General features: G+C 72.3%; 21 protein-coding genes, 1 tRNA gene and 6 pseudogenes. 8 read left to right on the top strand and 20 right to left on the bottom strand.

Annotated features, from left to right (window positions below; all coding sequences use genetic code 11):
- Positions 1 to 3: 3 nt before the first annotated feature.
- The 11 genes from DAA34_RS08585 to trpC all read right to left on the bottom strand — a co-directional run bounded on the left by DAA34_RS08585 (position 4) and on the right by trpC (position 13,726).
- Positions 4 to 639, bottom strand: coding sequence for an ANTAR domain-containing response regulator (locus DAA34_RS08585; protein ID WP_106818507.1), 636 nt, complete (start codon positions 637 to 639; stop codon positions 4 to 6).
- 72 nt (positions 640 to 711) lie between these two features.
- A tRNA-Leu gene (locus DAA34_RS08580) sits at positions 712 to 794 on the bottom strand.
- A gap of 63 nt (positions 795 to 857) precedes the next feature.
- The gene (gene pyk, locus DAA34_RS08575) at positions 858 to 2,303 is read right to left on the bottom strand and encodes a pyruvate kinase (protein WP_106818505.1); all 1,446 of its coding nucleotides are present in this window, start codon (positions 2,301 to 2,303) and stop codon (positions 858 to 860) included.
- Between the two features lie 104 nt (positions 2,304 to 2,407).
- Complete coding sequence (locus DAA34_RS08570; RefSeq protein WP_106818503.1) at positions 2,408 to 3,862, bottom strand: glutamate synthase subunit beta; 1,455 nt, start codon at positions 3,860 to 3,862, stop codon at positions 2,408 to 2,410.
- Positions 3,855 to 8,402 carry a glutamate synthase large subunit gene (gene gltB / locus DAA34_RS08565; RefSeq protein ID WP_106819994.1) on the bottom strand — a complete coding sequence of 1,516 codons (4,548 nt, stop codon included), beginning with the start codon at positions 8,400 to 8,402 and terminating at the stop codon, positions 3,855 to 3,857. Before gltB ends, DAA34_RS08570 begins: the two co-directional genes overlap by 8 nt.
- A 152-nt stretch (positions 8,403 to 8,554) precedes the next feature.
- Positions 8,555 to 9,430, bottom strand: coding sequence for a prolipoprotein diacylglyceryl transferase (lgt, locus tag DAA34_RS08560; RefSeq protein ID WP_106819992.1), 876 nt, complete (start codon positions 9,428 to 9,430; stop codon positions 8,555 to 8,557).
- A 49-nt stretch (positions 9,431 to 9,479) separates the two neighbouring features.
- Positions 9,480 to 10,322: a DsbA family protein gene (locus tag DAA34_RS08555; RefSeq protein ID WP_106818501.1), complete on the bottom strand. Its 843-nt coding sequence runs from the start codon at positions 10,320 to 10,322 to the stop codon at positions 9,480 to 9,482.
- Positions 10,323 to 10,363: 41 nt separating this feature from the next.
- The gene (locus DAA34_RS08550) at positions 10,364 to 10,843 is read right to left on the bottom strand and encodes a MauE/DoxX family redox-associated membrane protein (RefSeq protein WP_106818499.1); all 480 of its coding nucleotides are present in this window, start codon (positions 10,841 to 10,843) and stop codon (positions 10,364 to 10,366) included.
- Positions 10,843 to 11,655, bottom strand: a complete 813-nt coding sequence (trpA, locus tag DAA34_RS08545) for a tryptophan synthase subunit alpha (protein ID WP_106818496.1) — start codon at positions 11,653 to 11,655, stop codon at positions 10,843 to 10,845. Before trpA ends, DAA34_RS08550 begins: the two co-directional genes overlap by 1 nt.
- On the bottom strand, positions 11,652 to 12,938 hold the full coding sequence (gene trpB, locus DAA34_RS08540; protein ID WP_106818494.1) for a tryptophan synthase subunit beta: 1,287 nt from the start codon (positions 12,936 to 12,938) through the stop codon (positions 11,652 to 11,654). The genes trpA and trpB overlap by 4 nt, the downstream gene beginning before the upstream one ends.
- Positions 12,935 to 13,726 carry an indole-3-glycerol phosphate synthase TrpC gene (gene trpC / locus DAA34_RS08535; protein WP_106818492.1) on the bottom strand — a complete coding sequence of 264 codons (792 nt, stop codon included), beginning with the start codon at positions 13,724 to 13,726 and terminating at the stop codon, positions 12,935 to 12,937. Before trpC ends, trpB begins: the two co-directional genes overlap by 4 nt.
- Before the next feature lie 256 nt (positions 13,727 to 13,982).
- Between trpC and DAA34_RS12745 the strand changes: the two are divergent.
- The 3 genes and pseudogenes from DAA34_RS12745 to DAA34_RS08520 all read left to right on the top strand — a co-directional run.
- A pseudogene (locus DAA34_RS12745) lies at positions 13,983 to 14,105 on the top strand (leucine zipper domain-containing protein); the annotation flags it as partial.
- Between the two features lie 284 nt (positions 14,106 to 14,389).
- Positions 14,390 to 14,536 (top strand): hypothetical protein, encoded by a 147-nt coding sequence (locus DAA34_RS12300; protein ID WP_199847514.1) that lies wholly within the window; start codon positions 14,390 to 14,392, stop codon positions 14,534 to 14,536.
- A 108-nt stretch (positions 14,537 to 14,644) separates the two neighbouring features.
- Positions 14,645 to 15,026: pseudogene (locus DAA34_RS08520) on the top strand (transposase); the annotation flags it as partial.
- Positions 15,027 to 15,147: 121 nt separating this feature from the next.
- On the opposite strand, the pseudogene DAA34_RS08515 reads toward DAA34_RS08520, so the two are convergent.
- Positions 15,148 to 16,170: pseudogene (locus DAA34_RS08515) on the bottom strand (IS3-like element ISTesp3 family transposase); the annotation flags it as partial.
- Positions 16,171 to 16,242: 72 nt separating this feature from the next.
- Here DAA34_RS08515 and DAA34_RS08510 point away from each other — a divergent pair.
- The 3 pseudogenes from DAA34_RS08510 to DAA34_RS12740 all read left to right on the top strand — a co-directional run.
- Positions 16,243 to 16,416, top strand: a pseudogene (locus DAA34_RS08510) (integrase core domain-containing protein); the annotation flags it as partial.
- 28 nt (positions 16,417 to 16,444) lie between these two features.
- Positions 16,445 to 16,543 (top strand): annotated as a pseudogene (locus DAA34_RS12800) (IS481 family transposase); the annotation flags it as partial.
- A pseudogene (locus tag DAA34_RS12740) lies at positions 16,539 to 16,646 on the top strand (integrase core domain-containing protein); the annotation flags it as partial. The pseudogenes DAA34_RS12800 and DAA34_RS12740, both read left to right, overlap by 5 nt.
- Before the next feature lie 19 nt (positions 16,647 to 16,665).
- Here DAA34_RS12740 and DAA34_RS08500 read toward each other — a convergent pair.
- The 5 genes from DAA34_RS08500 to DAA34_RS08480 are packed head-to-tail and all read right to left on the bottom strand — an operon-like array spanning position 16,666 to position 22,944.
- Entirely contained in the window at positions 16,666 to 17,286 is a 621-nt protein-coding gene (locus DAA34_RS08500; RefSeq protein ID WP_106818484.1) for a Trp biosynthesis-associated membrane protein, read from the bottom strand.
- The gene (locus DAA34_RS08495) at positions 17,283 to 18,845 is read right to left on the bottom strand and encodes an anthranilate synthase component I (protein WP_106818482.1); all 1,563 of its coding nucleotides are present in this window, start codon (positions 18,843 to 18,845) and stop codon (positions 17,283 to 17,285) included. The genes DAA34_RS08500 and DAA34_RS08495 overlap by 4 nt, the downstream gene beginning before the upstream one ends.
- Positions 18,842 to 19,240 (bottom strand): phosphoribosyl-AMP cyclohydrolase, encoded by a 399-nt coding sequence (gene hisI, locus DAA34_RS08490; RefSeq protein ID WP_106818480.1) that lies wholly within the window; start codon positions 19,238 to 19,240, stop codon positions 18,842 to 18,844. The genes DAA34_RS08495 and hisI overlap by 4 nt, the downstream gene beginning before the upstream one ends.
- An 18-nt stretch (positions 19,241 to 19,258) precedes the next feature.
- Positions 19,259 to 21,070, bottom strand: a complete 1,812-nt coding sequence (locus DAA34_RS08485) for an ABC transporter ATP-binding protein (RefSeq protein WP_106818478.1) — start codon at positions 21,068 to 21,070, stop codon at positions 19,259 to 19,261.
- Positions 21,067 to 22,944 (bottom strand): ABC transporter ATP-binding protein, encoded by a 1,878-nt coding sequence (locus DAA34_RS08480; protein ID WP_234354174.1) that lies wholly within the window; start codon positions 22,942 to 22,944, stop codon positions 21,067 to 21,069. The genes DAA34_RS08485 and DAA34_RS08480 overlap by 4 nt, the downstream gene beginning before the upstream one ends.
- Before the next feature lie 87 nt (positions 22,945 to 23,031).
- On the opposite strand from DAA34_RS08480, the gene DAA34_RS08475 reads away from it, so the two are divergent.
- The gene (locus DAA34_RS08475; protein WP_106818476.1) at positions 23,032 to 23,667 is read left to right on the top strand and encodes a TIGR03085 family metal-binding protein; all 636 of its coding nucleotides are present in this window, start codon (positions 23,032 to 23,034) and stop codon (positions 23,665 to 23,667) included.
- A 25-nt stretch (positions 23,668 to 23,692) separates the two neighbouring features.
- Here DAA34_RS08475 and hisF read toward each other — a convergent pair whose 3' ends face one another.
- Positions 23,693 to 24,529 (bottom strand): imidazole glycerol phosphate synthase subunit HisF, encoded by an 837-nt coding sequence (gene hisF, locus DAA34_RS08470; RefSeq protein WP_106818474.1) that lies wholly within the window; start codon positions 24,527 to 24,529, stop codon positions 23,693 to 23,695.
- Between the two features lie 35 nt (positions 24,530 to 24,564).
- Between hisF and DAA34_RS08465 the strand changes: the two genes are divergently transcribed.
- A complete protein-coding gene (locus DAA34_RS08465; RefSeq protein ID WP_106818472.1) occupies positions 24,565 to 25,131 on the top strand; it encodes a nucleoside/nucleotide kinase family protein in 567 nt (188 codons plus the stop codon).
- 4 nt (positions 25,132 to 25,135) lie between these two features.
- On the opposite strand, the gene DAA34_RS08460 is transcribed toward DAA34_RS08465, so the two are convergent.
- The gene (locus DAA34_RS08460) at positions 25,136 to 25,651 is read right to left on the bottom strand and encodes a PH domain-containing protein (protein WP_234354173.1); all 516 of its coding nucleotides are present in this window, start codon (positions 25,649 to 25,651) and stop codon (positions 25,136 to 25,138) included.
- Positions 25,648 to 26,490: an ATP phosphoribosyltransferase gene (hisG, locus tag DAA34_RS08455; RefSeq protein ID WP_106818470.1), complete on the bottom strand. Its 843-nt coding sequence runs from the start codon at positions 26,488 to 26,490 to the stop codon at positions 25,648 to 25,650. The genes DAA34_RS08460 and hisG overlap by 4 nt, the downstream gene beginning before the upstream one ends.
- Position 26,491: the final 1 nt, after the last annotated feature.

The following is a 26,491-nucleotide window of genomic DNA, read 5'->3' as shown; positions in this document are numbered from 1 at the left end:
GGGTCAGTCGGTGTCCATCCCCGCGACGACCGCGTCGGCGACCTCGCGCATCCCGAGCCGCCGGTCCATCGCCGTCTTCTGGATCCAGCGGAACGCGTCTGGCTCGCTGAGGTCGAGCCGCCGCATGAGGATGCCCTTGGCCCGGTCCACCGCCTTGCGGGTCTCCAGCCGCTCGCCGAGGTCGGCGACCTCGGCCTCGAGCGCGCTGATCTCGGACCACCGGGACAGCGCGATGTCGATCGCGGGGGCGATGTCCCCGGCGGTGAACGGCTTGACGACGTACGCCATGACACCAGCGTCGCGGGCCCGCTCGACGAGCTCCTTCTGGCTGAACGCGGTGAGCATGACGACGGGGCAGATCCGCTCCCGGCCGATCTCCTCCGCCGCGCTGAGGCCGTCCATCACCGGCATCTTCACGTCGAGGACGGCGAGGTCCGGGGTGAGCGAGCGCACGAGCTCGACCGCCTGCTGACCGTCGGGCGCCTGACCGACGATCTCGTACCCGGCGTCCTCGAGCATCTCCGCGAGATCAAGGCGGATGAGCGCCTCGTCGTCGGCGAGCACGATCCGTCGCGCGCGGCTGTCGTCCGGCTCGCGCTCCGAGCCGGAGGCGGAGGGGGCGGTCGGGGGCTGCGTCATCGTGGACCTCGCTGTCTCGACGCGGTGTCAGGTCGTGCCGGGCTGTCGTGCCGCCCGTCCGGGGGACGGGCGTGCCGGGAGCGGGATTCGAACCCGCACGCCCTTGCGGGCAGAGCATTTTGAGTGCCCCGTGTCTGCCGTTCCACCATCCCGGCCCGGACCGAGGGCAGTCTAGCGAGCGGTACGACGCGCACGGGGTCGGCAGACGGGGCGAGCCGTCAGTGGAGGGCTGCGTACGCGGGGGCGTTCCCCTGCCGGGCGTCACCGATCCGGTGGACCCGCAGGGCGTTGGTCGATCCCGGGATCCCGGGCGGCGAGCCCGCGACGATGATCACCTGGTCGCCCTCGACGGCCCGCCCGAGGGACAGGAGGATCGAGTCGGTCTGGTACGCGAACTCGTCGGTGTGCTCGACCGGTGGGACGAGGAAGGTCTCGATGCCCCACGTGAGGGCGAGCCTCGAGCGCGTCTCCCCCAAGGGGGTGAAGGCGAGCATCGGGATCTTCGACCGGGTCCGGGCCAGGCGTCGCGCGGCGTCCCCGGACGTCGTGAAGACGACGAGGTAGCGGGCGCCGATGATGTCGCCGATCTCGGAGGCCGCTGCGGTGACGGCGCCGCCCTTCGTCGTCGGCTTCGTCGTCAGCGCGAGCCGGTGCATGCCGTCCTCCTCCGTCGTCTCGATGATCCGCGCCATCGTCCGCACGGCCTCGATGGGGTAGGCGCCGACACTCGTCTCCCCCGAGAGCATGAGCGCGTCGGCCCCGTCGAGCACCGCGTTGGCCGCGTCGGAGGCCTCGGCGCGCGTCGGCCTGGGTGCCTCGATCATCGACTCGAGGACCTGTGTGGCGACGATGACCGGCTTGGCCTGCCGGCGGCACATCTCGACCGCGTGCTTCTGGACGAGCGGGACCTCCTCCAGGGGCAGCTCGACGCCCAGGTCACCGCGGGCGACCATGACGCCGTCGAAGGCCTCGATGATCGCGGCGAGGTTGTCCACCGCCTGCGGCTTCTCGATCTTGGCGATGACGGGCACGCGCCGACCGACCTCGTCCATGATCGCGTGCACCCGGGTGACGTCGGAGGCCTCGCGGACGAAGGACAGGGCGACCATGTCGACGCCCGTCCGGAGCGCCCAACGCAGGTCGTCCTCGTCCTTCTCGCTGAGAGCGGGCACGGAGACGGCGACGCCGGGGAGGTTGATGCCCTTGTTGTTCGAGATCCGGCCGCCCTCGACGACGGTCGTCACGACGTCGGTGTCCGTCACGGCGATCGCGACGAGGGAGATCTTCCCGTCGTCGACGAGGATCCGGTCACCGGGCGAGACGTCCAGCGGCAGGCCCGGGTACGTCGTCGAGACCTCGTGCAGGCCCCCGGGCACGTCCCGCGTCGTGATGGTGAACTGCTCGCCCGCGACGAGCTCCACGCCGCCGTCGACGAACCGGCCCGTGCGGATCTTCGGCCCCTGCAGGTCGGCGAGCACGCCGACCGCGTGGCCGACCTGGTCGCTCGCCGCGCGCACGTCCGCGTACACGCGGGCGTGGTCTGCGTGGGTGCCGTGGGAGAGGTTGAGCCGGGCGACGTCCATGCCCGCCTCGACGAGCGCGACGAGTCGGTCGGGTGCGCTGGTGGCAGGGCCGAGGGTGCAGACGATCTTGGCGCGGCGCATGTCACCCACCCTAGGAGGAACGACCGCGGGGTCGTGACGCGGCACTCCACGCGTCACGACCCCGTCGATCGCCGTTCACGCCCGCGTCCGCCGGGCGTCGCCCGTCAGACGACGAGCGGCCGGTCCGTCGGGTTCACCGGGCGCGGCAGCGCCGAGGACCCGGTGAGCCACGCGTCGACCCCCTGCGCCGCGGAGCGGCCCTCGGCGATCGCCCACACGATGAGCGACTGACCGCGGCCCGCGTCACCGGCGACGAAGACACCGGGGACGTTCGTCATGTACGACCGGTCGCGACGGATGTTGCCCCGCTCGTCGAGCTCGAGCCCGAGCTGCTCGACGACGCCGTCCGTCTCCGGACCGACGAAGCCCATCGCGAGGAGCACGAGCTGGGCCGGGATGACCCGCTCCGTCCCCTCCGCCGGCTCGAACCCGCCCTCGGTGCGGCGCACCTCGGTCACCCGAACACCGGTCACCCGGCCGTCCTCGCCGAGGATCTCGGAGGTGGAGACCGCGTACTCGCGCTCCCCGCCCTCCTCGTGGGCCGAGGCGACCCGGTAGATCATCGGGTAGGTCGGCCAGGGCTGGGTCTCGGGCCGGTCCTCGGACGGGCGCGGCATGATCTCCAGGCTCGTCACCGAGCGGGCGCCCTGCCGCAGCGCGGTGCCGATGCAGTCGGCGCCGGTGTCCCCGCCGCCGATGACGACGACGTCCTTGCCCTCGGCGGTGATCTGCCCGGTCACCTCGTCGCCGACCGCGACCCGGTTGGCCTGCGGGAGGTAGTCCATCGCCTGGACGATGCCGTCGAGCTCGCGACCGGGAACCGGCAGGTCCCGCGGCCGGGTCGAGCCGATGGCCAGGACGATCGCGTCGTACCGTGCGCGCAGCTCATCACCGGTGATGTCGACCCCGACGTCGACGCCCGTACGGAAGCGGGTGCCCTCCGCGGTCATCTGGGCCAGGCGCCGGTCGACGACCGACTTCTCCATCTTGAACTCGGGGATGCCGTAGCGCAGCAGGCCGCCCGCGCGGTCGGCACGCTCGATGACGGCGACGGTGTGACCGGCCCGCGTCAGCTGCTGCGCGGCCGCGAGGCCCGCCGGACCGGAGCCGATGACCCCCACCGTCTTGCCCGTGAGGCGGTCCGGCGGCTGGGGCTGCACCCCGCCGAAGCCGAACGCGACCTCGATCGTCGAGACCTCGATCTCCTTGATCGTCACCGCGGGCTGGTTGATCCCCAGGACGCAGGCGGTCTCGCAGGGGGCCGGGCACAGGCGGCCGGTGAACTCGGGGAAGTTGTTCGTCGCGTGCAGGCGCTCGATCGCCTCGCGCCAGTCGCCGCGCCACGCGAGGTCGTTCCACTCCGGGATGAGGTTGCCCAGCGGGCAGCCGGAGTGGCAGAACGGGATGCCGCAGTCCATGCACCGGCTCGCCTGCCGCCGGAGCTGGTCGAGGTCGCGGTTCTCGTAGACCTCCTTCCAGTCCATGAGGCGCACCGGGACGGGGCGCCGGGCCGGGAGCTCGCGCTCGCGGTGCTTGAGAAAGCCGTGCGGGTCAGCCACGGGAAGCCTCCATGATCCGGTCCCAGACCTCGGTTCCATCGATGTCGAGCCCCTCTGCCTGCGCCGCGGCGCGGACGTCGAGGACCCGCTGGTAGTCGCGCGGGAGCACGAGCGAGAAGCGCGCGGCCGCGGTGGGCCAGTCGGCCAGCAGGGACTGCGCCAGGCTCGAACCGGTGTGCTCCACGTGCGCCTCGAGCAGCTCGCGGGCCCGCTCGACGTCGGACGGGCGCAGGCCCTGGATGTCGACGAGCTCAGGGTTGACCAGGTCCGCGTCGAGGTCGAGGACGTAGGCCACGCCCCCGGACATGCCGGCTGCGAAGTTCCGCCCGGTCCGGCCGAGGATGACGACCTCGCCCCCGGTCATGTACTCGCAGCCGTGGTCGCCGATGCCCTCGACGACCGCGGTCGCGCCCGAGTTGCGGACGCAGAAGCGCTCGCCGGCGATGCCGCGCAGGAAGATCTCACCGGTCGTCGCGCCGTAGCCGATGACGTTGCCGGCGACGACGTTCTCCTCGGCCACGAGCCGACCGTCGTCCTGCGGGCGGACGATGACGCGACCGCCGCACAGGCCCTTGCCGACGTAGTCGTTCGCGTCGCCGACGAGGCGCAGCGTGACGCCCTTGGGCAGGAATGCGCCGAACGACTGGCCCGCGGTGCCCGTGAGCGTGAGGTCGATCGTCCCGTCGGGCAGGCCCTCGGGGTAGCGCTTGGTCACCTCGTGGCCGAGCATCGTGCCGACGGTCCGGTTGACGTTGCGGACCGCGAGGGTCCCCGTCACCGGAGCGCCGTCGTCGAGGGCGGGGCGGGCCAGGGCGATGAGCTCGTGGTCGAGCGCCCGCTCGAGGCCGTGGTCCTGCGGCTGGGTGCAGTACCGGTCCTGGCCCTCCGCCGGGGTCGCCTCGGCAAGGATCGGCGCGAGGTCGAGGCCGGAGGCCTTCCAGTGCGAGACCGCCTTGGCGATGTCGAGGGCCGCGACCTGACCGACCGCCTCCTCGATCGACCGGAAGCCGAGCGCCGCCAGGTGCTCGCGGACCTCTTCGGCGATGTACTCGAAGTACGTCTCGACGAATTCGGGCTTGCCCGAGTACCGGGCGCGCAGCTCCGGGTTCTGCGTGGCGACGCCGACGGGACAGGTGTCGAGGTGGCAGACGCGCATCATGATGCAGCCGCTGACGACGAGCGGGGCGGTCGCGAAGCCGAACTCCTCGGCGCCCAGAAGGGCGGCGACCACGACGTCGCGGCCGGTCTTGATCTGCCCGTCGACCTGGACGACGATCCGGTCGCGCAGCCCGTTGAGGACGAGCGTCTGCTGGGTCTCGGCCAGGCCGAGCTCCCACGGGCCACCTGCGTGCTTGAGCGAGGTGAGCGGCGAGGCGCCCGTCCCACCGTCGTGGCCCGAGACGAGGACGACGTCGGCGTGCGCCTTGCTCACGCCGGCGGCGACCGTCCCGACCCCGATCTCGGACACGAGCTTGACGTGGACCCGCGCCGAGGGGTTGGCGTTCTTCAGGTCGTGGATGAGCTGGGCGAGGTCCTCGATCGAGTAGATGTCGTGGTGCGGCGGGGGCGAGATGAGCCCCACGCCCGGCGTGCTGTGCCGGGTGCGCGCCACCCACGGGTACACCTTGTGCCCGGGCAGCTGGCCGCCCTCGCCGGGCTTGGCGCCCTGGGCCATCTTGATCTGGATGTCGTCGGCGTTCGTCAGGTACACCGAGGTCACGCCGAAGCGGCCCGAGGCGACCTGCTTGATCGCGCTGCGGCGGGTCGGGTCCATGAGCCGCTCGAGGTCCTCGCCGCCCTCGCCGGTGTTCGACCGGCCACCGAGCCGGTTCATCGCGACGGCGAGCGTCTCGTGGGCCTCGCGGCTGATCGAGCCGTAGCTCATCGCACCGGTGTTGAACCGCTTGACGATCTCGGAGACGGGCTCGACCTCGTCGACGCTGATCGGCTCGCGACCGTCGCCGACGAGCTCGAAGAGACCCCGCAGCGTCATCAGGCGCTCGGACTGCTCGTCGACCCGGCGGGTGTACTGCTTGAAGATGTCGTAGCGACGGTTGCGCGTGCTGTGCTGGAGCCGGAAGACCGTCTCCGGGTCGAACAGGTGCGGCTCGCCCTCGCGGCGCCACTTGTACTCGCCGCCGATCGCGAGCTTTCGGTGCGAGAGCTGCTGACCGTCGATGGGGTACGCGGCCCGGTGGCGCGCCTCGGTCTCGGCCGCGATGACGTCCAGCCCGATACCGCCCAGCTGCGAGACCGTGCCCGTGAAGAACTCGTCGACGAGCGCCTGGGAGAGGCCGATCGCCTCGAAGACCTGGGCGCCGCGGTACGAGGCCACGGTGGAGATGCCCATCTTCGACATGACCTTGAGCACGCCCTTGCCGAGGGCCTTGATGACGTTGCGGACCGCCTGGTCGCCCGTGATGTCCTTGATGAGGCCGGAACGGACGAGGTCCTCGGCCGACTCCATCGCCAGGTAGGGGTTGACCGCCGCAGCGCCGTAGCCGACGAGGAGGGCGACGTGGTGGACCTCGCGCACGTCGCCGGCCTCCACGAGGAGTCCGACCTGGGTGCGGGTCTTCTGCCGGATGAGGTGGTGGTGCACCGCGCTCGTCAGGAGCAGCGAGGGGATCGGCGCGTGCTCGCGGTCGGAGTCCCGGTCGGACAGGACGACGAACCGGGTCCCGTCGGCGATCGCGGCGTCGACCTCCGCGAAGATCTCGTTCAGGCGAGCGCGCAGGGAGGCTTCGCCGCCGTCGACGAGGTAGGTCCCTCGCACGACCGTCGTCGCGTACCCCGGCTGGTCACCGTCTGCGTTGATGTGGACGATCTTGGCCAGGTCGTCGTTGTCGATGACCGGGAAGGGCAGGACGATCTGCCGGCAGTGCTCGGGGCCGGCCCCCAGGAGGTTGCCCTCCGGGCCGATGACGGTGCCGAGCGAGGTGACGAGCTCCTCGCGGATCGCGTCGAGGGGAGGGTTGGTCACCTGCGCGAACAGCTGCGTGAAGTAGTCGAAGACGAGACGCGGCTTGTCGGACAGGACGGCGAGCGGCGTGTCGGTCCCCATCGACCCGAGGGCCTCTCCCCCGGTCTGCGCCATCGGCGCGATGATGACCTTGAGCTCCTCCTCGGTGTAGCCGAAGGTCTGCTGGCGACGGGCGACGGACTTCGCGGTGTGGAGGATGTGCTCCCGGTCCGGCAGGGCGTCCAGGTGCGTGAGGCCCTTCTCGAGCCACTCCCCGTAGGGCTGCTGCTCGGCGAGCTCTCCCTTGACCTCCTCGTCCGGCACGATCCGCCCCTCGACGGTGTCGACGAGGAACATCCGGCCGGGCGCGAGCCGACCCTTCTCGACGACGTCCGTCGGCTCCAGGTCGAGGACCCCGGCCTCGGAGGCGAGGACCACGAGACCGTCCTGGGTGACCCAGTACCGGCCGGGACGGAGGCCGTTGCGGTCGAGCACCGCGCCGACGAGGGAGCCGTCGGTGAACGTGACGCAGGCCGGTCCGTCCCACGGCTCCATGAACATCGAGTGGAACTCGTAGAAGGCGCGCCGGTCGGCGTCCATGGTGGCGTGGTTCTCCCACGCCTCCGGGATCATCATGAGGACCGAGTGCGGCAGCGACCGTCCGCCGAGGTGGAGCAGCTCAAGGACCTCGTCGAAGGAGGCCGAGTCGCTCGCGCCCGGCGTGCAGATCGGCGAGAGCCGCGAGAGGTCACCGGGGATGGCGTCGCTGGCGAGCTGGGACTCGCGGGCGTGCATCCAGTTCCGGTTGCCCTTGACGGTGTTGATCTCGCCGTTGTGCGCGATGAGCCGGTACGGGTGGCTCAGCGGCCAGCTCGGGAAGGTGTTCGTCGAGAAGCGCGAGTGCACGAGCGCCAACGAGGTCTCGAACCGCTCGTCCTGCAGGTCGGCGTAGAAGTGCTCGAGCTGGCCCGGGGTGAGCATGCCCTTGTAGACGATCGTCCGGCTCGACATCGAGGGGAAGTAGAGCTCGCACTCCCGCTCGGCCCGCTTGCGGGTGACGAACGCCAGCCGCTCGAGCTCCAGCCCGCGGACCGCGTCGTCCCGGGGCACGAGGACGACCTGGGCGAAGTGGGGCATGCAGTCCCGGGCGGCCTGCCCGACGATGCCGTCCTCCACCGCCAGGTCGCGCCACGCGAGGACGTTCAGGCCCTCCTCCTGCGCGATGGAGGCGAACCGCTCGCAGGCGATCCAGCGCTCGTCGCCGTCCTGGGGCAGGTACCCGTTGCCGACGACGTACGCACCGGCCTCCGGCAGCTGCGTGCCGAGCTCGGCGAACACCTCGCGCAGGAAGCGGTCGGGCACCTGGGTGAGGATGCCCGCGCCGTCACCGACGAGCGGGTCTGCGCCGGTGGCGCCCCGGTGGTCGAGGTTGAGCAGGGCGGTGAGCGCGTGGTCGACGATGTCGTGACCGGCGTGCCCGCGCATCGTCGCGACCATGGCGACACCGCACGCGTCGTGCTCGTTCTCGCGCCGGTAGAGGCCGTGATCGGCGGGGAGTGCGGAGAACCGGGTGGTCATCTCGATCACCGTCCTTGCTCGTGCGTGCCGCACCGCCGTCAGGGGTCGACGGAGGTCCGTGCTGCGGTCGTGGGGGTACTGCGGACGCCGCGGGTCAGCGGCAGGCGCGGACACCGGTGGCCGCGATGAGCGAAGGGTAGCAGAGGGCCGTTTTACGATGTGAACGTCGAAATCTCACCATCTGGACGATGGTCGACCTCGGTCCGACTGGCACGGCGGTGGGCCCACCAGATGATCCAGCACCCGAGCGCGAACACGATCACCGAGGTCCAGATGTTCACCCGCAGGCCGAGGATCGTGTTCGCCTCGTCGGTCCGCATCGCCTCGACGACGATCCGGCCGACGGGGTACCCGGCGACATAGAGCCCGGTCATCGCGCCGCGCGGCAGCGCAGCTCGGCGGTCGAGCAGGAGGAGGCCGAGCCCGAGGAGGATGCAGAACACCGACTCGTAGAGGAATGTCGGGTGGAAGGTGCCGAGGACGACCGGCTCGCCGTTCGCGTCGATGACCGCCCGCCCCAGTCGCGAGTCCCACTGGTGGATGACGAGCCCCCACGGCAGGTCCGTCCGCTCGCCGTAGAGCTCGTTGTTGAACCAGTTGCCCCACCGGCCGATGCCCTGGGCGAGCGCGACGCCCGGCGCGGCGGCATCCGCGGCGTCGAGGAACCGGACGCCCGAGCGCCGGCACCCGAGCCAGACCCCGAGCGCACCGAGCGCCACCGCGCCCCAGATGCCGAGCCCGCCGTTCCACAGCTTCACCGCGTCGAGCGGATTGCCACCTGCCCCGAAGTAGGGCTCCGGTGTGGTGATGAGGTGGTAGAGGCGCCCGCCGAGGATGCCGAAGGGGACGGCCCAGAACGCAAGATCGACCGCGCCGCCCGGGTGGGCACCGCGGGCGACGAGGCGGCGGTCGGTGATCCAGACGGCGAGGACGATCCCGGCGACGATGCACAACGCGTAGCCCCGCAGGGGGACCGGTCCGAGGAAGTACACGCCCGCGGTGGGGCTGGGGATGGAGGCCGGGGGCAGCAGCACGGCGCCACCCTACGGGTGACGCCGTGCGGCGGGTGGGGCGGCCTCAGCCCTGGGCCGCGGCCATGTCCTTCTGCATCTGGTCGTTGACCTCCTCCGGAGCAACCTTGCCGCTCGTGAGGACCTTCGCGTACTTCTCGGTGTCGAACTGCGGGTTCTGCTGGTCCCCGCCGTTGACGGTGCTCGCCCAGTTGTACGGCGTGCCGTTGACGACGATGACCGGCGTGGCGTTGATCCCGCGCTTCGAGGACGCGTCGTCGACGGACTCGACGTAGTCGGTGTAGCGCTGGTCCGCCACGCACTGGTCGAAGGCGACGCGGTCGGCGCCGGTGATGCCTGCCTCCTGCGCGGCCTCGCCGAAAGCCCCGTCGGCGAACGGACCCTCCTGCGGGTCCTGCTTGGCGAAGAGTGCTTCGTGGTACTCGAACCACTTGCCCTGCTCGGCCGCGCAGACCGCCGTGCTCGCTGCCACCTTCGAGGCATCGCCACCGAGGCTGGAGTCGATGACGGTCTTCAGGTGGACGACGAGCTTGATCTTCCCCTCCTCCGCGAGCTCCTGCGTCGTCTTGCCCAGGCCCACCTCGTACACCTTGCAGACCGGGCAGCGGAAGTCCTCGTACACGTCGACGGTCGGCACGTCCTTGCCCTTGACCTCGTCGGCGTTGACGACGATGCCCTCGCCGCGCTCGGTGCCGGTGGGCAGCGCCTGGGCACCCCCGCCACCACCCCCGCTGCCGGAGCGGGTGGCGAAGATCGTCCCGGCGATGATCGCAGCGAGCGCGACGACGGCGACGAGGCCGGCGACGAGGATCCTGTTCGGGCCGCCGCCGTGGTCGACCTTCGCGGCGGCCTGGGCCTTCGCCTTGCGGTCGTTCGGGGTCGAAGACATGTGGTTCTCCTGCGTCTCGTGACGGGTCGTGGTCGATGGGTTCAGGCTGCGCCGAACACCCGGCGCTCGAGGCTGAGAAGAGCGCGGGGCCGCCAGACGAGCCACAGCCCGCACAGGGCGAAGACGACGTCCCGGGCGATCTCGGAGCCGTACTTCGTCTCGCCCTCGGCGACGGCCCCGCCCCCGCCGAAGCAGCCGCAGTCGATCGACAGGCCCCGCGCCCACGCGGAACCGATGCCGATGATGAAGGCGATCATGAGCAGCGCGCCGAGGAGCGCGCTCGCCCGGGTGAACAGCCCCAGCACGAGCAGCACGCCGAGGACGATCTCGACGTACGGCAGCGCGTAGCCGACGACCTCGGCGACCTCGAACGGCAGGAGCCGGTAGGCCTGGACCGCGCGGGCGGACCCGAGGGGGTTGCCGACCTTGAGCGCCCCGGCGACGATGAGGACACCGCCGAGGACGAGTCGCGCAAGCAGCCCGACGAGGTCGAGCACCCGCTCCCGGCGTTCGGTCGTCATCACGTCGCTCCTGCGCCTCGTCCGGAGCGGACCCCGGCGGCCAGCTCCCTCGTCAGCTCCCTCAACGCCTCGAGACCCGCCTGGGGTTCCACGTCGACGAGGCAGGACACGAGCGCCGAGCCGACGATGACCCCGTCCGCGAAGGAGGCGACCTCCGCCGCCTGCTCCCGGGTCGACACGCCGAGCCCGACGCACAGCGGGAGGTCGGTGACCTCGCGCACCCGCCCGACGAGCTCGGGAGCCGCGGTGCCGACCTCGGCCCGGGCCCCGGTGACGCCCATCGTCGAGGCGACGTAGACGAACCCACGGCAGGCGTCGGTGACCTTCGCCAGCCGTTCCGGGGTGGAGCTCGGGGCGACGAGGAAGATCCGCTCGAGGTCGTGGGTGTCGGACGCGGCGATCCACTCCCCCGCCTCGTCGGGCACGAGGTCGGGCGTGATGAGACCGGCCCCCCCGTGCGCGGAGAGGTCCGCCGCGAAGCGGTCGACCCCGCGGCGCAGGACGAGGTTCCAGTAGGACATCACCAGGGGCGGCGCGCCGGCGTCACGGACCGCTCGCGTCGCGGCGAAGACGTCGTCGACCCGCACGCCCCGGGCGAGCGCCTCCGTGACGGCGCGCTGGATGACGGCACCGTCCATGAGGGGGTCGCTGTAGGGCACACCGATCTCGACGATGTCGCAGCCGGCCTCCGCGAGCGCGACCATCGCCGCGATCGAGGTCTCGACGTCGGGATAGCCGACCGGCAGGTACCCGATGAGCGCGGCGCGGTCCTCCTCGTGGCACCGCTGGAGGGTCTGCGCGACCGTCGTCATGCCTGGACCCCCTCGTCCGCCGCCGGACCGTCGACGGCGGCGTCCTCCGCTCCCCCGTCGACGGTCGTCCCGGCGGCAGGCCGGTCCGGGTCCCCCGGCTCGACGAGCCCGAACCACTCCGCGGCCGTGTGCATGTCCTTGTCGCCGCGCCCGGAGAGGTTGACCAGGACGAGCCCCTCGGGCCCGAGCTCGCGACCGACCTCCATGGCCCCGACGAGCGCGTGGGCCGACTCGATCGCCGGGATGATGCCCTCGGTGCGGCACAGCAGGCGGAAGGCCTCCATCGCCTGCTCGTCCGTCGCGTACCGGTACTCGGCCCGGCCGGTGTCCCGCAGGTGGCTGTGCTCGGGTCCGACGCTCGGGTAGTCCAGGCCGGCGCTCACCGAGTGGGTCTCGAGGGTCTGGCCGTCCCGGTCCTGCATGAGGTAGCTCATCGCCCCGTGGAGGACGCCCGGCTCCGCCGTCGCGAAGCGCGCGGCGTGCCGTCCGGTCCCGACCCCTGCTCCGCCGGCCTCTACGCCGATGAGCCGGACGGACTCCTCGGGGACGAACCGATGGAAGATCCCCATCGCGTTCGAGCCCCCGCCGACGCACGCGACGACGGCGTCCGGCAGCCGTCCGGCGAGCGCGCGGACCTGGTCGGCTGCTTCCTCGCCGATAACCTTGTGGAAGTCGCGCACCATCTCGGGGAACGGGTGCGGCCCCGTCACCGTCCCGAGCACGTAGTGGGTGTGGTCGACGTTCGTCACCCAGTCCCGGAGGGCCTCGTTGATCGCGTCCTTGAGGGTCGCGCTGCCGTGCTCGACGGCGACGACCTCGGCGCCGAGCATCCGCATCCGGGCGACGTTGAGCGCCTGACGCTCGGTGTCGACCTTGCCCATGTAGATCGTGCACTCGAGCCCGAAGAGCGCGGCCGCCGTCGCGGTCGCGACCCCGTGCTGACCGGCCCCGGTCTCCGCGATGACCCGCCGCTTGCCCATCCGGCGGGTGAGGAGGGCCTGGGCGATGACGTTGTTGATCTTGTGCGAGCCGGTGTGGTTGAGGTCCTCGCGCTTGAGGACGACGCGGGCGCCGCCGCAGTGCGCGGCGAACCGCGGTACCTCGGTGATGATGCTCGGGCGCCCGATGTAGGAGCGCTGGAGCTCGGCGAGCTCCGCGGTGAACTCGGGGTCGACCGCGGCCTTGAGGCGGGCCTCGTCGAGCTCCTCGAGCGCCGGGATGAGTGCCTCGGGCACGTACCTGCCGCCGAACCGGCCGAACCGGCCGGGGATCTGCTCGCTCACGCGCGCCCACCCGCCGCCATGATCGCCCGGACCGCGGTCGCCGGGTCGCCGTCGGTGACGAGGGCCTCACCGACGAGCAGCGCATCGGCGCCCTCCGCGGCGAACCGGGCGGCGTCCGCGGCCCCCCGGATGCCCGACTCGGCGACGGTGACGATGCCGTCCGGCACGAGGGGTCGGAGCCGGGCGAAGGTCGCCGGGTGGACCTCGAGGGTCTTGAGGTCCCGGGCGTTGACGCCGATGGCGCGGGCGCCGGCGTCGACCGCCCGGCGGGTCTCCTCCTCGTCGTGCACCTCGACGAGGGCGGTCATGCCCAGCTCCTCCGTCAGCCGCAGGAGCCGATCGAGGTCCACGTCGGCCAGGGCCGCGACGATGAGCAGGACGATGTCGGCACCGTGGGCGCGCGCCTCGATGACCTGGTCGTCCTCGACGACGAAGTCCTTGCGCAGCACCGGGGTTTCGACCGCGGCACGGACGGCGTCGAGATCGGCGAGGCTGCCGCCGAACCGGCGCTCCTCGGTGAGGACGCTCACGACCGTCGCGCCCGCTGCCGCATAGGTCGCCGCGAGGGCCGCGGGGTCGGGGATGTCCGCGATGTCGCCCTTGCTCGGGCTGCGGCGCTTCACCTCGGCGATCAACCCGATCCCGGGGCCCGCGAGGGCGTCCAACACGGGCCGGGCGGGCGGCTGCTGTGCGCAGCGCGCCTCGAGATCGGCTCGGGGGGCGGCGGCACGGCGCCGCTCGAGGTCCTCCCGGACGCCGACGATGATGTCGTCGAGGACTGTGGGCATGGTCCGGAGTCTAGGTGTACCCGGCAGAGAGGTTGGTGACACTGGCCCCGGTGGGGAATGGGAGGAGCCTCCCCGGTTGGGTGGAGATGTCTGACGTCTTCACGAAACCGAAGGAGGCCCTCGTGGCCCACGCTAATGCTCGTCTGAACGTCCACGGCCACCGGTTGCTGATCGAGCGGGTCATCGACCATGGCCGGCCGGTGGCGCACGTGGCCAGAGAGAGCTGGGGATCTCCCGGCAGTGCGCTCACCGGTGGGTGGCGCGGTACCGGTCCCAGGGGCCTGCGGGTCTGGTGGATCGGTCCTCCCGGCCGCGGTCGTGCCCGCGGCGCACCCCGGCGGTGGTGGAGGAACGGGTGCTGGCGCTGCGCGCGGCCCAGCGTCCGGGACCCGACTGGATCGGTGCGGAGCTGGGGATCCCGGCCCGCACGGTCAGCGCGGTCCTGCGCCGGCACCGCGTGCCCTACCTGCGTGACCGTGACCCGGTGACCGGGCAGGTGTTCCGCTCGTCCAAGAGCACCGCGGTGCGCTACGAGCGCTCCCGTGCGGGGGAGCTGGCTGCCTCTTATTCACATCTGATGCTGCCCACGCAAAGAGAGGGGGAGGATCGCGCGGCCGCGGCGGNGCCGCCAAGAACCGTCGGGCCCGGATCGGTTACGACTACGTGCACTCAGCCGTCGATGACCATTCCCGCCTGGCCTACAGCGAGATCCACCCCGACGAGAAGGGCACGACCTGCGCGGCGTTCCTGGCCCGCGCCGGCCAGTACTTCGCCGCGCACGGCATCACACGGATCGAGCAGGTGGCGTGACCCCCGTTGGTTGGTCCGGGTGGTGTGAGAGTCCTTGCGGCCCACGAGGGTGGGCAGGAAGGCTCCATCACCATGACAACGAGGAAGCGACACACGCCTGAGTAGGTCGTGCGCAAGTTGGTCGAGGCCGACCGGCTGCTGGCCGGGGGCGCTGACACGGCCGAGGTTGCCCGGCAGCTCGGTGTCTCCGAGCAGACCTACTTTCGGTGGCATAACCAGTTCGGCGGGCTGAAAGCCGAGGACGCCGAGGAGCTGAAGAAGTTGCGTGCCGAGAATCAGCGGCTCAAGCGTCTGCTTGCTGGTGCCGAGCTGGACAAAGACATGCTCCGCGAGGTCGCCAAGGGGAATTATGAGCCCGGCCCGCCGACGCGCGGCCGTTGTTCACCTGCGTCGAGTCTTCGACGTCAGCGAACGGCGTGCGTGTCGGCTGGTCGGGCAGCACCGATCCACCCAACGCCACACCCCGCCCGCGCAGACTCCCTCGGTTCCCGTCACCCCCTAGGGGTATGAATCAATCGGTGAGGATCTGCCGCCGGTTCATGTGGCCTTGGGCGGCTTGGGAATCGCGATGAGGGAAATGACGGGCCTTACCCCCGTGTCCAAGATCCGGGGGTAAGGCCCAACTTCTTGCAGAGCTGGGCGTAGGCCTTGGAGCAGTAGACCGACCCGTGGTCGCTGTGGAAGATCGCGCCCTTGAGGCTGTCTCGGGTCGCGGCCGCGACGTTCAACGCTTCCTCGACGAGTTCGGTGCGCATGTGGTCGGCGATCGCCCAGCCGGCGAGCCGTCGGGAGTAGCAGTCGATCACGGTCGCCAGATACAGGTTCGTCCCGTCCGCGAGCGGGAGGTAGGTGATGTCGCCGACGTAGCGCCGGTTGGGGCGCTCGGCGGTGAAGTCGCGCTGGAGCAGGTCGGGGTACTTCTGCCCCGACGGCTCCGGGGATCGTGGTCCGCACCCGCCGCCTCTTCACATAGCCACGGATGCCCTCGGCCCGCATCACCCGCGCGACGCGCTTGTGGTTGACCCGCTCACCGGCAGGGGTGTTGTCGTTGAGCTCGGCGGTGATCCGCGGCGCACCGCAAGTGTTGTCCTCGGCGTGGACGGCCCTGATCCGCTCCGCGAGCTCGGCATCGGCCCGAGCTCGCTCTTCGCGTGCCGGGGCTGCCTTGAGCCAGGCGTAGTAGGAGGAGCGCTCGATCTCGACGAGCTCGCACAGTCGCTTCACCTCGAAGGTGGCGGAGTTGTCGGCGAAGAACTGGAAGCGACTGACCAGCGCGTCTCCCCGGCGAAATACTTGGCCGCCCGCTGCAGGATCTCCCGCTCGGTGGTGAGCTTGGTGGTCTCGGCCCGCAGCGCCGCGTTCTCGGCCTCCAGTCGGTCGATCTTCTGCTCCGGCGTCTCACCTTCGGGCGCCGAGGAGTTCTTCTTCGACGGCCTGGACTGCAGTGGGCTGGAGGTCAACGTCCCGTCAGCAGCGGTCTTCTTGCCGGTCCCATAGACCTCGAGCCAACCCCGCAGCGTGCCACGCACGATGCCGAGGTCCTCGGCGATGCCGCGGACCGTGGCACCCGGGGTGGACTCGTACAAGTCGACGGCCTGGCGACGGAACTCCTCGGAATAGTTCTTCCTAGCCATGATTCTCGGATCGTCTCGCTTCCCCAGCACCACGTGCTGGATTCAGCGTGTCCAAGAACCGGGGTCAGGCCCCAATCGTTCAACAGCAGGCTGCGCGACGAGTGCCTGAACATCAATCTGTTCTGGTCGATGACCCACGCCCAGGTCGTCATCGGCGACTGGAAGACCGAGTACAACCACGACCGTCCGCACTCATCCCTGGGCTACCTCAGCCCGGTGGCCTACGCTGCGGTCTGCACCCATTGATCGGACTCTCACACGACCCCGACCGATCCACGGGGTCCTGCCACAGGTCATCACCGACAACGCGTTCGCCTACCGGCACAGCCGTGCGTTCGCCGACGCGGTGACCGGCCTGGGCCTACCCCAGCAACACCGCCCGAACCCTCGCCCTTGACCCCTGGCTGACCTACTACAACACTCGCCGACGCCACTCAGCCCTCGCAGGCCTCCCACCGACCAGCCGTCTGTCATGAACGTCTCTGCCAGGTACATCTAGGAGCGAGGCTCGTGCGGCGCGTCGTCGGGACCGAGGGTCGGATCCTCACCGGCGCTCAACCGGTCCCAGTCGGTGCCCACCCGCTCGCCGCGCGCGCCTGCGGTCACGGTGGTCGGGGAGTCGTAGCGAGAGGAGAGCCCCGACCACGACTGCAGCCCCAGGGTGGCAGCCGCAGCCGCGAGGAGAGCGAGCGCGCCGACGGCGAGCGCGGCCCACGGGGTCCACGTCAGCCGGTGGCCGGTCGTCCCCACCTCGCCCGTGATGCCGCTGAGCGCCGCGGCGCGGACGGACAGGGCCGATCCGGGGTCGAGGACGACGTCGGCGACGAGGGCGACCAGGCCCAGGGCGCCGGCCCACATCGCGAGGACGCCGAGGATCCGGCCGATCCGCCCGGTCGTCGCGGCGGCGAGCGCCCCGGCCGCGAGGAGCAGCGCGAGACCGACGAGGCCCGGCGCAGCCTCGGACCCCGTCACCTCGACGGCGCCACCGCCGGGGACCCCGGCGGTGGCGCCGATGGTCCCGGTCGCCCACGGCTGACGGGCGAGGGCGAGGACGGCCAAGGCGGACACGGCCGCGGCCATGACGACGCTGCCGCGGGAGGTCAGTCGACGCCTCATCCTGGGGCCCCGTGCGCAGGGACGATCGCCCGGGCCGTCGCGACCGCCCGGAGCGCCGCCCGGGCCTTGTTCCGGCACTCCTGCTCCTCGAGGACGGGCACCGAGTCGGCGACGATCCCCGCGCCGGCCTGGACGTGGGCGACGCCGCCGACGACGAGGGCCGTCCGGATGGCGATCGCCACGTCCATGTCGCCGTGGACGTCGAAGTAACCGACGACGCCGCCGTACAGCCCGCGGCGGCTCTTCTCGTACCGCTCGATGAGGGCGAGCGCCCGCGGCTTCGGCGCCCCCGACAGCGTGCCTGCGGGGAAGGTCGCGGCGAGCACGTCGTAGGCAGTGACCTCGGGCCGCATCGTGCCGACGACGGTGGACTCCAGGTGGATGACGTGGCTGTAGGAGCGGGTCCGCATGAGCTCGACGACCTCGACCGTGCCGGCCTCGCACACCCGTTGCAGGTCGTTGCGGCCCAGGTCGACGAGCATGACGTGCTCGCTGCGCTCCTTGGGGTCGGCGAGGAGCTCGTCGGCCAGCTGCTGGTCGTGCCCGGGGGTCTTCCCGCGTGGCCGCGTCCCGGCGATGGGGTGGGTCGTCGCCCGGCGCTCCGAGACGGTGACCAAGGCCTCCGGGGAGGAGCCGACGACGTCGTACGTCGAGCCGTCGGGGTGCTCGAGCCGGACGAAGTACATGTATGGGCTGGGGTTGCTCACCCGCAGCGCCCGGTAGACCTCGAGCCCGTCGACGGGGCACGGCAGCGAGAACCGCTGGGACAGGACGACCTGGAAGACCTCGCCGGCGCGGATGTCCTCCTTGGCCGCCTCGACGACCGCGTGGAACTCCTCCGGGGTCGTGTCCCCGACGATCTCCGCCTCCGCGGCCGCGAGCTGGTCGGGGTCGACGACGGCGACCGTGCTCGGCGCGGGCTGCGCGAGCCGCTCGACCATCGCGTCGAGGCGGCGGCAGGCGTCGGCGTGGGCCCGCTCGACCCCCGTCGGGGCGTCGTCGGTGTTGATCGCGTTGGCGACGAGCAGGACGGTGCCGCTCGCGTGGTCGAGCACGGCGACGTCGGTCGCGAGGACGAGGCCGAGCTCGGGGACGTCGAGCACGGGCGGCAGGTCGGCCGGCACGCTCTCCCAGCGCCGGACCACGTCGTAGGTGATCGCCCCGACCAGCCCGGCGGTGAACGGGGGCAGTCCCTCGATCCGGTCCGTCGCGAGCGCCTCGAGCGTGCCGCGCAGGACCTCCGTCGGCTCTCCCTCGGTCGGCACCGAGGCCGGCGGGCGGCCGAGCCACACCGCCTGGCCGTCGCGCTCGGTGAGCGTCGCGGACGACGCGGCGCCGATGATCGAGTACCGGCCCCACATCCCGTCGTGCTCGGCGGACTCGAGCAGGAACGTCCCGGGGCGTCCCTGGGCGAGCTTGCGGTACAGGGACACCGCGGTCTCCCCGTCGGCCATGAGACGGCGGACGACGGGGATCACACGACGACCCGCGGCGAGGACCTCGAAGGTGTCCCGCGTCGGCCAGGTCGTGCCGAGCGGCAGGGCGGGGACGGCGGTCATGCGCGGACCTCGCTCGACCCGGCCACGGGCGCCGACACCGGCAGCGCACCGGCGTCGAAGCACGTCCGCGCCCCGGTGTGGCAGGCCGCGCCAACCTGCTCGACCCGGACGAGCAGCGCGTCGCCGTCGCAGTCGAGGGCCACGGAGCGCACGTGCTGGACGTGGCCCGAGGTGTCCCCCTTGCGCCAGTACTCCTGGCGGCTGCGGGACCAGAACGTCACCCGGCCGCTGGTCAGGGTGCGGTGGAGGGCCTCGTCGTCCATCCACCCGAGCATGAGGACGTCACCGGTGTCGTGCTGCTGGACGATCGCGGCGACCAGTCCCGCGTCGTCGCGCTTGAGACGAGCGGCGATCTCGGGGTCGAGGGGGGAGCTGGGAACGGGTCGGTCGGGCACCGGCCCATTGTGCCCTGCTCAGGTGTGGCGCTGCTGGGACGCCCACGACGCGTGCAGCGCCGAGTAGCGACCCCCGCGCCCGACGAGGTCGGCGTGCGGGCCCTGCTCGACCACGACGCCCCCGTCCATGACGACGACGGTGTCGGCCGCCTCCGCCGTCGACAGCCGGTGGGCGATGGCGATCGAGGTGCGCCCGCGGGTCAGGGAGCGCAGGGCGCGAGCGATCCGCAGCTCGGTCCCGGGGTCGACCGCCGAGGTCGCCTCGTCGAGGACGAGGAGGTCGGGGTCCGCGACGGCGGCGCGGACGATGGCGACGAGCTGGCGCTCCCCCGCCGAGAGCGCCTCGCCCCGGGGGCCGACCCGGGTCGCCAGGCCCGCCGGGAGGCTCGCGAGCCAGTCCCCCAGGCCCAGGTCGTCGACCGTCGCGCGGATCTGCGCGTCGGACGCCTCGGGTGTCCCGAGCCGGACGTTCGCGGCGAGGGTTACGTCGAGGAGGAAGCCCTCCTGGGGGACGAGGACGACCCGTTCGCGCAGCGAGGAGAACCGGATGTCGCGCAGGTCGACCCCGTCGAGCAGCACCCGCCCCTGCGTCGGGTCCATGAGCCGGGTGACGAGCTTGGCGATCGTGCTCTTGCCCGAGCCCGTCTCACCGACGATGGCGATGCTGTGCCGCGCCGGGATCGTCAGGTCGACGTCGTGGATGACGTCGGGACCGCCCGGGTAGGCGAAGCGGACCCGTTCCAGGCGCACGTCCACCGGGCCGCGCGCGAGCTCCCGGCCGGCCGGCCCGGGGTCGGCGACGTCGGCGGGGGTGTCGATGATCTCGATCACCCGTCGCCACCCGGCGACGGCGTTCTGCAGCTCGTTGAGGATCTCCGTCGCCTGCTGCACGGGCATCGTGAAGAGGTTGACGAGGAAGAGGAAGGCGAGCAGCTCGCCGAGGGTCATCCGACCGTTCGCGGCGAGCCACGTGCCGACGCCGAGCACGAGCGCGAGCGTCGCACCCGTGACGAGCTGGCCGGAGCTGAAGGCGACCGACGAGCGGACGTGCGCGGAGACCGCGGCGCGGCGGTGCTCCTCGACGGCGGCGTCGATGCGCCGGGCCGTCCGCTCCTCCACACCGTGGGCCCGGATCGTGCTCGCGCCGAGGACCGACTCCCCGATGGCCCCGAGCATGTCCCCCACCCGCTCCCGGACGGCCGTGTAGGCCGACCCCAGCCGGACCTGCATCCGGCGGACGACGAGCGCGAGCGGGACGAAGCACACCCAGACCACCGCGGTGAGGGTGGGGCTGTAGACGAGCATGAGGACCGTCGAGACGAGGATCTGCCCGAGGCTGACGATGAGGATGATCCCGCCGAACTGGACGAACTGGCTGATCGTGTCGACGTCCGAGGTCACCCGGGAGACCATCGACCCGCGCCGCTGGGAGTCCTGGGTGAGGACCGAGAGGTCGTGGACGTGCCGGAAGGCCTTCCGGCGCAGCGTGGACAGCCCCGACTCCGAGGCCGTGAAGAGCCGGACGTTGACGAGGTACGCGCACAGGCCGGTGATGGCGACGACGAGCCCGGCGACGAGGATCATCCGCCACACGAACGCCGGGTCGGGTCCCCCGGCCCCGGCCAGGCCACGGTCGGTCGTCTGCTGGACGGCGACGGGGATGACGACCCGACCGACCGTCATCACGGCGGCGAGCAGGAGGGTCACGGGCAGGCCGTGGCGCAGCTCGGGCGAGAGCGCCAGACCCCGGCGGAGGATGTCGAGGGTCGACCGCTGCGGCGCGGGGCGCGCCCCCTCGGGGAGGTCGTGCGTGGCGGGCGTGGCGCTCATCGGGCCTCCTGCGCTGCTCGTGCGTAGGCGGTGACGAGGTCCCGGTAGCCCGCGCAGCGGGCCATGAGCTCGACGTGGGTCCCTCGGTCGCGCACCCGACCCTCCTCGAGGTAGACGATCTCGTCGGCGAGCGCGATCGTCGCCATCCGGTAGGCGACGAGCACGACCGTCGACCGGTGGGTGTCGGCGGCGAGCCCGCGGAGGATCTCCTGCTCGACGGCGGGGTCGATCGCGCTCGTCGCGTCGTCGAGGACGAGCAGCCGCGGCTTCCGGACGAGCGCGCGGGCGAGGGCGATGCGCTGCCGCTGGCCCCCGGAGAGGGTCGCACCCTTCTCGCCGACGACCGTGTCGAGGCCGGCGGGCAGGGCGGCGACGAAGCCGTCCGCCCGGGCGAGCCGGAGCGCCGCCAGGACGGCGTCGTCGGACACGTCCTCACCGAGCGTGACGTTCTCGCGGACGGTGTCGTCGAAGAGGAACGCCTGCTGCGGCACGAGGGCACCCACCGACGAGGTCACCCCCCGTTCGAGGGCACGCACGTCGACGCCGTCCCACGCGACCTCGCCGGCGGTCGGGTCCATGAGCCGGACGACCAGCGTCGCCAGGGTCGACTTCCCCGCGCCGGTGGGCCCGACGACGGCGAGGGTCGTCCCGGCCGGCACGTCGAGGGTGACGTCGGTCAGGGCCTCGCGGCGAGTCGGCGCCGACGCCCCGTCCGCACCGTCCTCCCCCACGCTCGACGTGCCGCCGGACGTCGGCACCACGGCGGCGTGCTCGGGTGCCGTCCCGAGGTCGTCGCGACCGGTGTCGACGTGGCGGAAGCTCACCCCCGTCAGGCGGACCGCGACCGGTCCCTCACCCGGAAGCACGGCGCTGCCGTAGGTCATCTCCCCCGTCGCGTCGAGCACGGCGGCGACCCGGTTCCACCCGACGACCGAGCGCGGCAGCTCGCCCAGCACCCAGCCGAGCGCCCGGACGGGGAAGGCGAGCACCGACACGAGGTAGGCGACCTGGACGACCTCCGCCGGGCCGATCGACCCGGACGCGACGCGCTGGGTGCCGACGGCGAGCACGAGGAGCGTCCCGACGGTCGGGATGGCCTCGATGACCGGGTCGAAGATCCCGCGGGTCCGACCGACGGCGATGTTCGCCTCGCGCAGCGCGTCCGCGGAGCGGCCGAACCGCGCGCCCTCCTCGTCCTCGGCCCCGAGCGTCTTGACGACCATCCCGGCCTCGAAGGACTCGTGGGCCACCTCGCTCACGGCGGCGCGCCGCTCCTGGGCGAGGGTCGCCCGGGGGGACATGAACCGCTGGAAGACGGCGTTCGCGGCGAGCAGCCCCGGGAAGACGACCAGCCCGATGGCGGCCATGGTCGCGTCGACGAGGAACATCTGGACGACGCCCGTGACGAGCATGACGACGACCCCGAGGGCCATCGGCAGCGGCATGAAGATCTGCCACGTCGACTCGACGTCGGCATTGGCGTTCGACAGCAGCTGGCCGGAGGGGTGGCGGTGGTGCCATGACAGCGGCAGCCGCTGGTACTGGCGGGTGACCTTGCGTCGGTAGTCGGCAGCGACCCCGAAGGTCGTCATCGACCCCGCGATCCGCCGGGCGAGGACGCCGACGGTGGTCACGACGACGACGGCGAGGACGGTCCCGACGATCCGGGCGACCCCGGCGGCGCCGATGGACCCCGCGGAGACGGCCGGCTGCACCTCGTGCTCGACGACCCGTCCGATGACCCACGCCATGAGCGCCGTCGCGACGCCGTAGACGACGCTGCCGAGCACGGACACGGCGAAGGGCCACGGCCGGTGCCGCACACCACGGGCGATGATGCGCGCGCCCGCGGCGATGGTGGGGCGTTCGGCCACGGGGGCTCCTCGGCATGGGGTCGGTCGGACGTGCACCGCGCAGTCTCACACTTTGCCCCGACGCGCACGCAGGGGCATGCTCGACCCATGACGACCGCTGCCGCCGAACGCCGCGCCCTGTGCGAGACCCTCGACCGGGTGGGGGGCGACGCACCGACACTCTCCGGTGACTGGGACGCGGCCCACCTGGCCGCGCATCTCGTCGTGCGGGAGTCCCGACCGCTCGACATGCTCGGCATCGTCGTGCCCGCCCTCGCCGGCCGGACCGAGCGGGCCACACGGCGCCTGGCGACGACGACCCCCTTCCCGGCGCTCGTCGAGCGGGTGCGCACCGGCCCGCCGACCTGGCACCCCGCCCGTCTCCGCGTCGTCGACGACGCGATGAACCTCGTCGAGATGTGGGTCCACCACGAGGACGTGCTGCGGGCCGGGACCGGGGCGACCCGCCGGACCGTCGACGAGCAGAGCCAGAAGCAGCTGTGGGCCGCGCTCAGGCGGATGGGCCGTCTCCTGGGCCGCTCGGCGCCGGTCGGGATGATTCTCGACTCGGGGCACGGCAGGATCACCGCGAAGGACGGCAAGGGGGGTCGGAGCGTCACCGTCCACGGCACGCCCGGCGAGCTCCTCCTCTTCGCCTTCGGGCGTCAGTCCGTGGCCGACGTCGAGCTCGACGGCAGTCCCGCCGACATCGCGGCGCTGCGGACCGCCGACCTCGGGATCTGAGGCCGCGGTCCCGAGGGGCCCGGAATCAGCCCGCCGACACCCCGCGACGGACGGGGTGACCGGCCGCGGCGAGCGCGTCCTTGACGCCGGGGATCGCCAGCTCACCGAAGTGGAAGACGCTCGCGGCGAGCACCGCGTCCGCCCCCGCGTCGACGGCGGGCGCGAAGTGCGCCAGCTCCCCCGCCCCGCCGGAGGCGATGACCGGGACGTCGACGGCGGCCCGCACGAGCCGGATGAGCTCCAGGTCGAATCCCGCCTTCGTCCCGTCGGCGTCCATCGAGTTGAGCAGGATCTCCCCCGCGCCGCGCCGGGCCGCCTCCGCGCACCACTGGACCGCGTCGATGCCGGTCCCGCGCCGGCCGCCGTGGGTCGTCACCTCGAAGCCGCCGCCCGGGTCGACCCGACCGTCGGCCGCGCGCCGGCGGCGGACGTCGGCCGACAGCACGAGGACCTGAGCGCCGAACCGGGCGGCGATCTCGTCGATCACCTCGGGCCGTGCGATCGCCCCGGTGTTGATGCCGACCTTGTCGGCGCCGGCCCGGAGCAGACGGTCGACGTCGGCCACCTCGCGCACCCCGCCGCCGACGGTGAGCGGGATGAACACCTCCTCGGCGGTCCGCGCGACGACGTCGTAGGTCGTCGCACGCTCGCCGCTGCTCGCGGTGACGTCGAGAAAGGTCAGCTCGTCCGCGCCCTCGCGGCCGTACCGTCGGGCCAGCTCGACGGGGTCCCCCGCGTCGCGCAGGCCGGCGAAGTTCACGCCCTTGACGACCCGGCCCTCGTCGACGTCGAGGCAGGGGATGACCCGGACCGCGACCCGGTTCGGGGCGGGGTCGGCCGGCGGCTGGGCTGCGGAGGTCACGGCGGGATCGTAGGGCCTGACCTACGATCCGCGGGATGACGACCCCTCCCGGAGACGAGGCGGCACGCCGGCGCGCACTCTGCGCCGTGGTGGACCGGGTGGCACTCCGGGCGCGGGCACGGGAGCTCGTCCTCGTCGACGGCCGCAGCGGCGCCGGGAAGTCGTCGTTGGCCGACGACCTGCGGGACCTCCTCGACGCGACGGGGCGGGCCGTGGCGCTCGTGCGGATGGACGACGTCTACCCCGGGTGGACCGGGCTCGCCGCAGCCGCGTCGGAGGTCTCGACCCGGCTCGTCCGCCCGTTCCTGTCGACCGGCGTGGGGTGCCACGGCACGTGGGACTGGCAGCAGTCCACGCCCGGGTCACCTCGGACGACGCCGCCGGGGGCCGACCTCCTCCTGCTCGAGGGGTGCGGGTCGAGCAGCCACGTCCGCGACCTCGACCCCGTCGTCGTCTGGCTCGAGGCGCCCGAGGCGACGCGGCTGCAGCGGGCGATCGACCGGGACGGCCCGGAGTACGCGCGGTGGGCGCGCGTCTGGTCGGCCCAGGAGGACGCGGTGCTGCGTGGCCCCCTCCCCGGGGACCTGGTCCTGCAGACCTGAGGACTCAGTCCCCGTCGTGGATCCGGCCGGTGCGGCTGGCCACGACCGTCGCGAGCCGGCGCACCTCGGCACGACCCCGTTGCCCGTCCGCGCGCTGCGCACCCATGACGGCGATCTCGTCGCCGTCGACGAGGTCGAGCCGCGGCCACGGCGCACCGCTGGGCAGGCGGACCTGCTCGATCCGGTCCCAAGGGACCGTCGTCGTGAGGAACAGGTTGCGCACGACGAGGCCTCTGTCGGTCGGGGTCGCGCGGATCATCGCGTACCTCAGCAGGAACGCCGCGATCATCAGACCGATGACGATGGTCCCGAAACGGTCCGCGGGGCCGAACGCGCCCCCGGCCTCAGGGCCCGGGACGAGCAGGGCGACGCCGCCGAAGACGACGAGCGTCGCGACGGTGGCGATGATCGCCGTCGTCCGTCCGCGGCGCGGCACGAAGGGCGCCTCGTCGACGCCGGGCACCTCCCCCGGCGCGATCTCGTGCAGGCCCGGGCCCGGGTGCCTGCTGCCGGGGCTCACAGCCGGCACGCAGTGATGTCGGTGACGAGGATCGCCCGGGCCCCGAGCTCGTACAGCTCGTCCATGATCGCGTTCGTGCCCCGACGCGGGACCATCGCGCGCACGGCGACCCAGTCGGGGTTCTGCAGCGGGGAGACGGTGGGCGACTCGAGCCCCGGCGTGATCGCGCACGCACGGTCCACGAGCGCGGCCGGGCAGTCGTAGTCGAGCATGACGTAGGTGCGCGCAGTGACGACGCCGGTGAGGCGCCGGACGAGGACGTCGATGGCCGCCTGCTCGCTCGACGCGGGATCGCGGATGAGGACGGCCTCGCTGCGCAGGATCGGGTCGCCGAAGACCGTGAGGCCCTGGTTGCGCAGCGTCGTGCCCGTCTCGACGACGTCGGCGATGACGTCCGCGACGCCGAGGGTGATCGCGGTCTCGACCGCGCCGTCGAGGCGAACGACCTCGGCCTCGACCCCGTGCTCGGCCAGGTGGGCTCGGACCAGTCCCGCGTAGGAGGTCGCGATGCGCCGCCCCGCGAGGTCCGAGACGTCCGAGGCGTCCCCGGGCACCCCGGCGAAGCGGAACGTCGAGCGCCCGAACCCGAGCGGGAGCGCCTCGATCGCGTCGCTGCCGGAGTCGAGGAGGAGGTCGCGGCCGGTGACCCCGGCATCGACCGTGCCCGCGCCGACGTAGACGGCGACGTCCCGCGGACGGAGGTAGAAGAACTCGACACCGTTGTCGGCGTCGGTGACGACGAGCTCCTTGCTGTCGCGGCGGACGCGGTAGCCCGACTCCCTGAGCATGGCGACGGCGGGTTCGGACAGGGAGCCCTTGTTCGGGACGGCGATGCGCACG

Source organism: Janibacter massiliensis (assembly GCF_900289115.1).
GTDB lineage: Bacteria > Actinomycetota > Actinomycetes > Actinomycetales > Dermatophilaceae > Janibacter_A > Janibacter_A massiliensis.
This window is presented reverse-complemented; position numbering and strand designations above follow the sequence as displayed.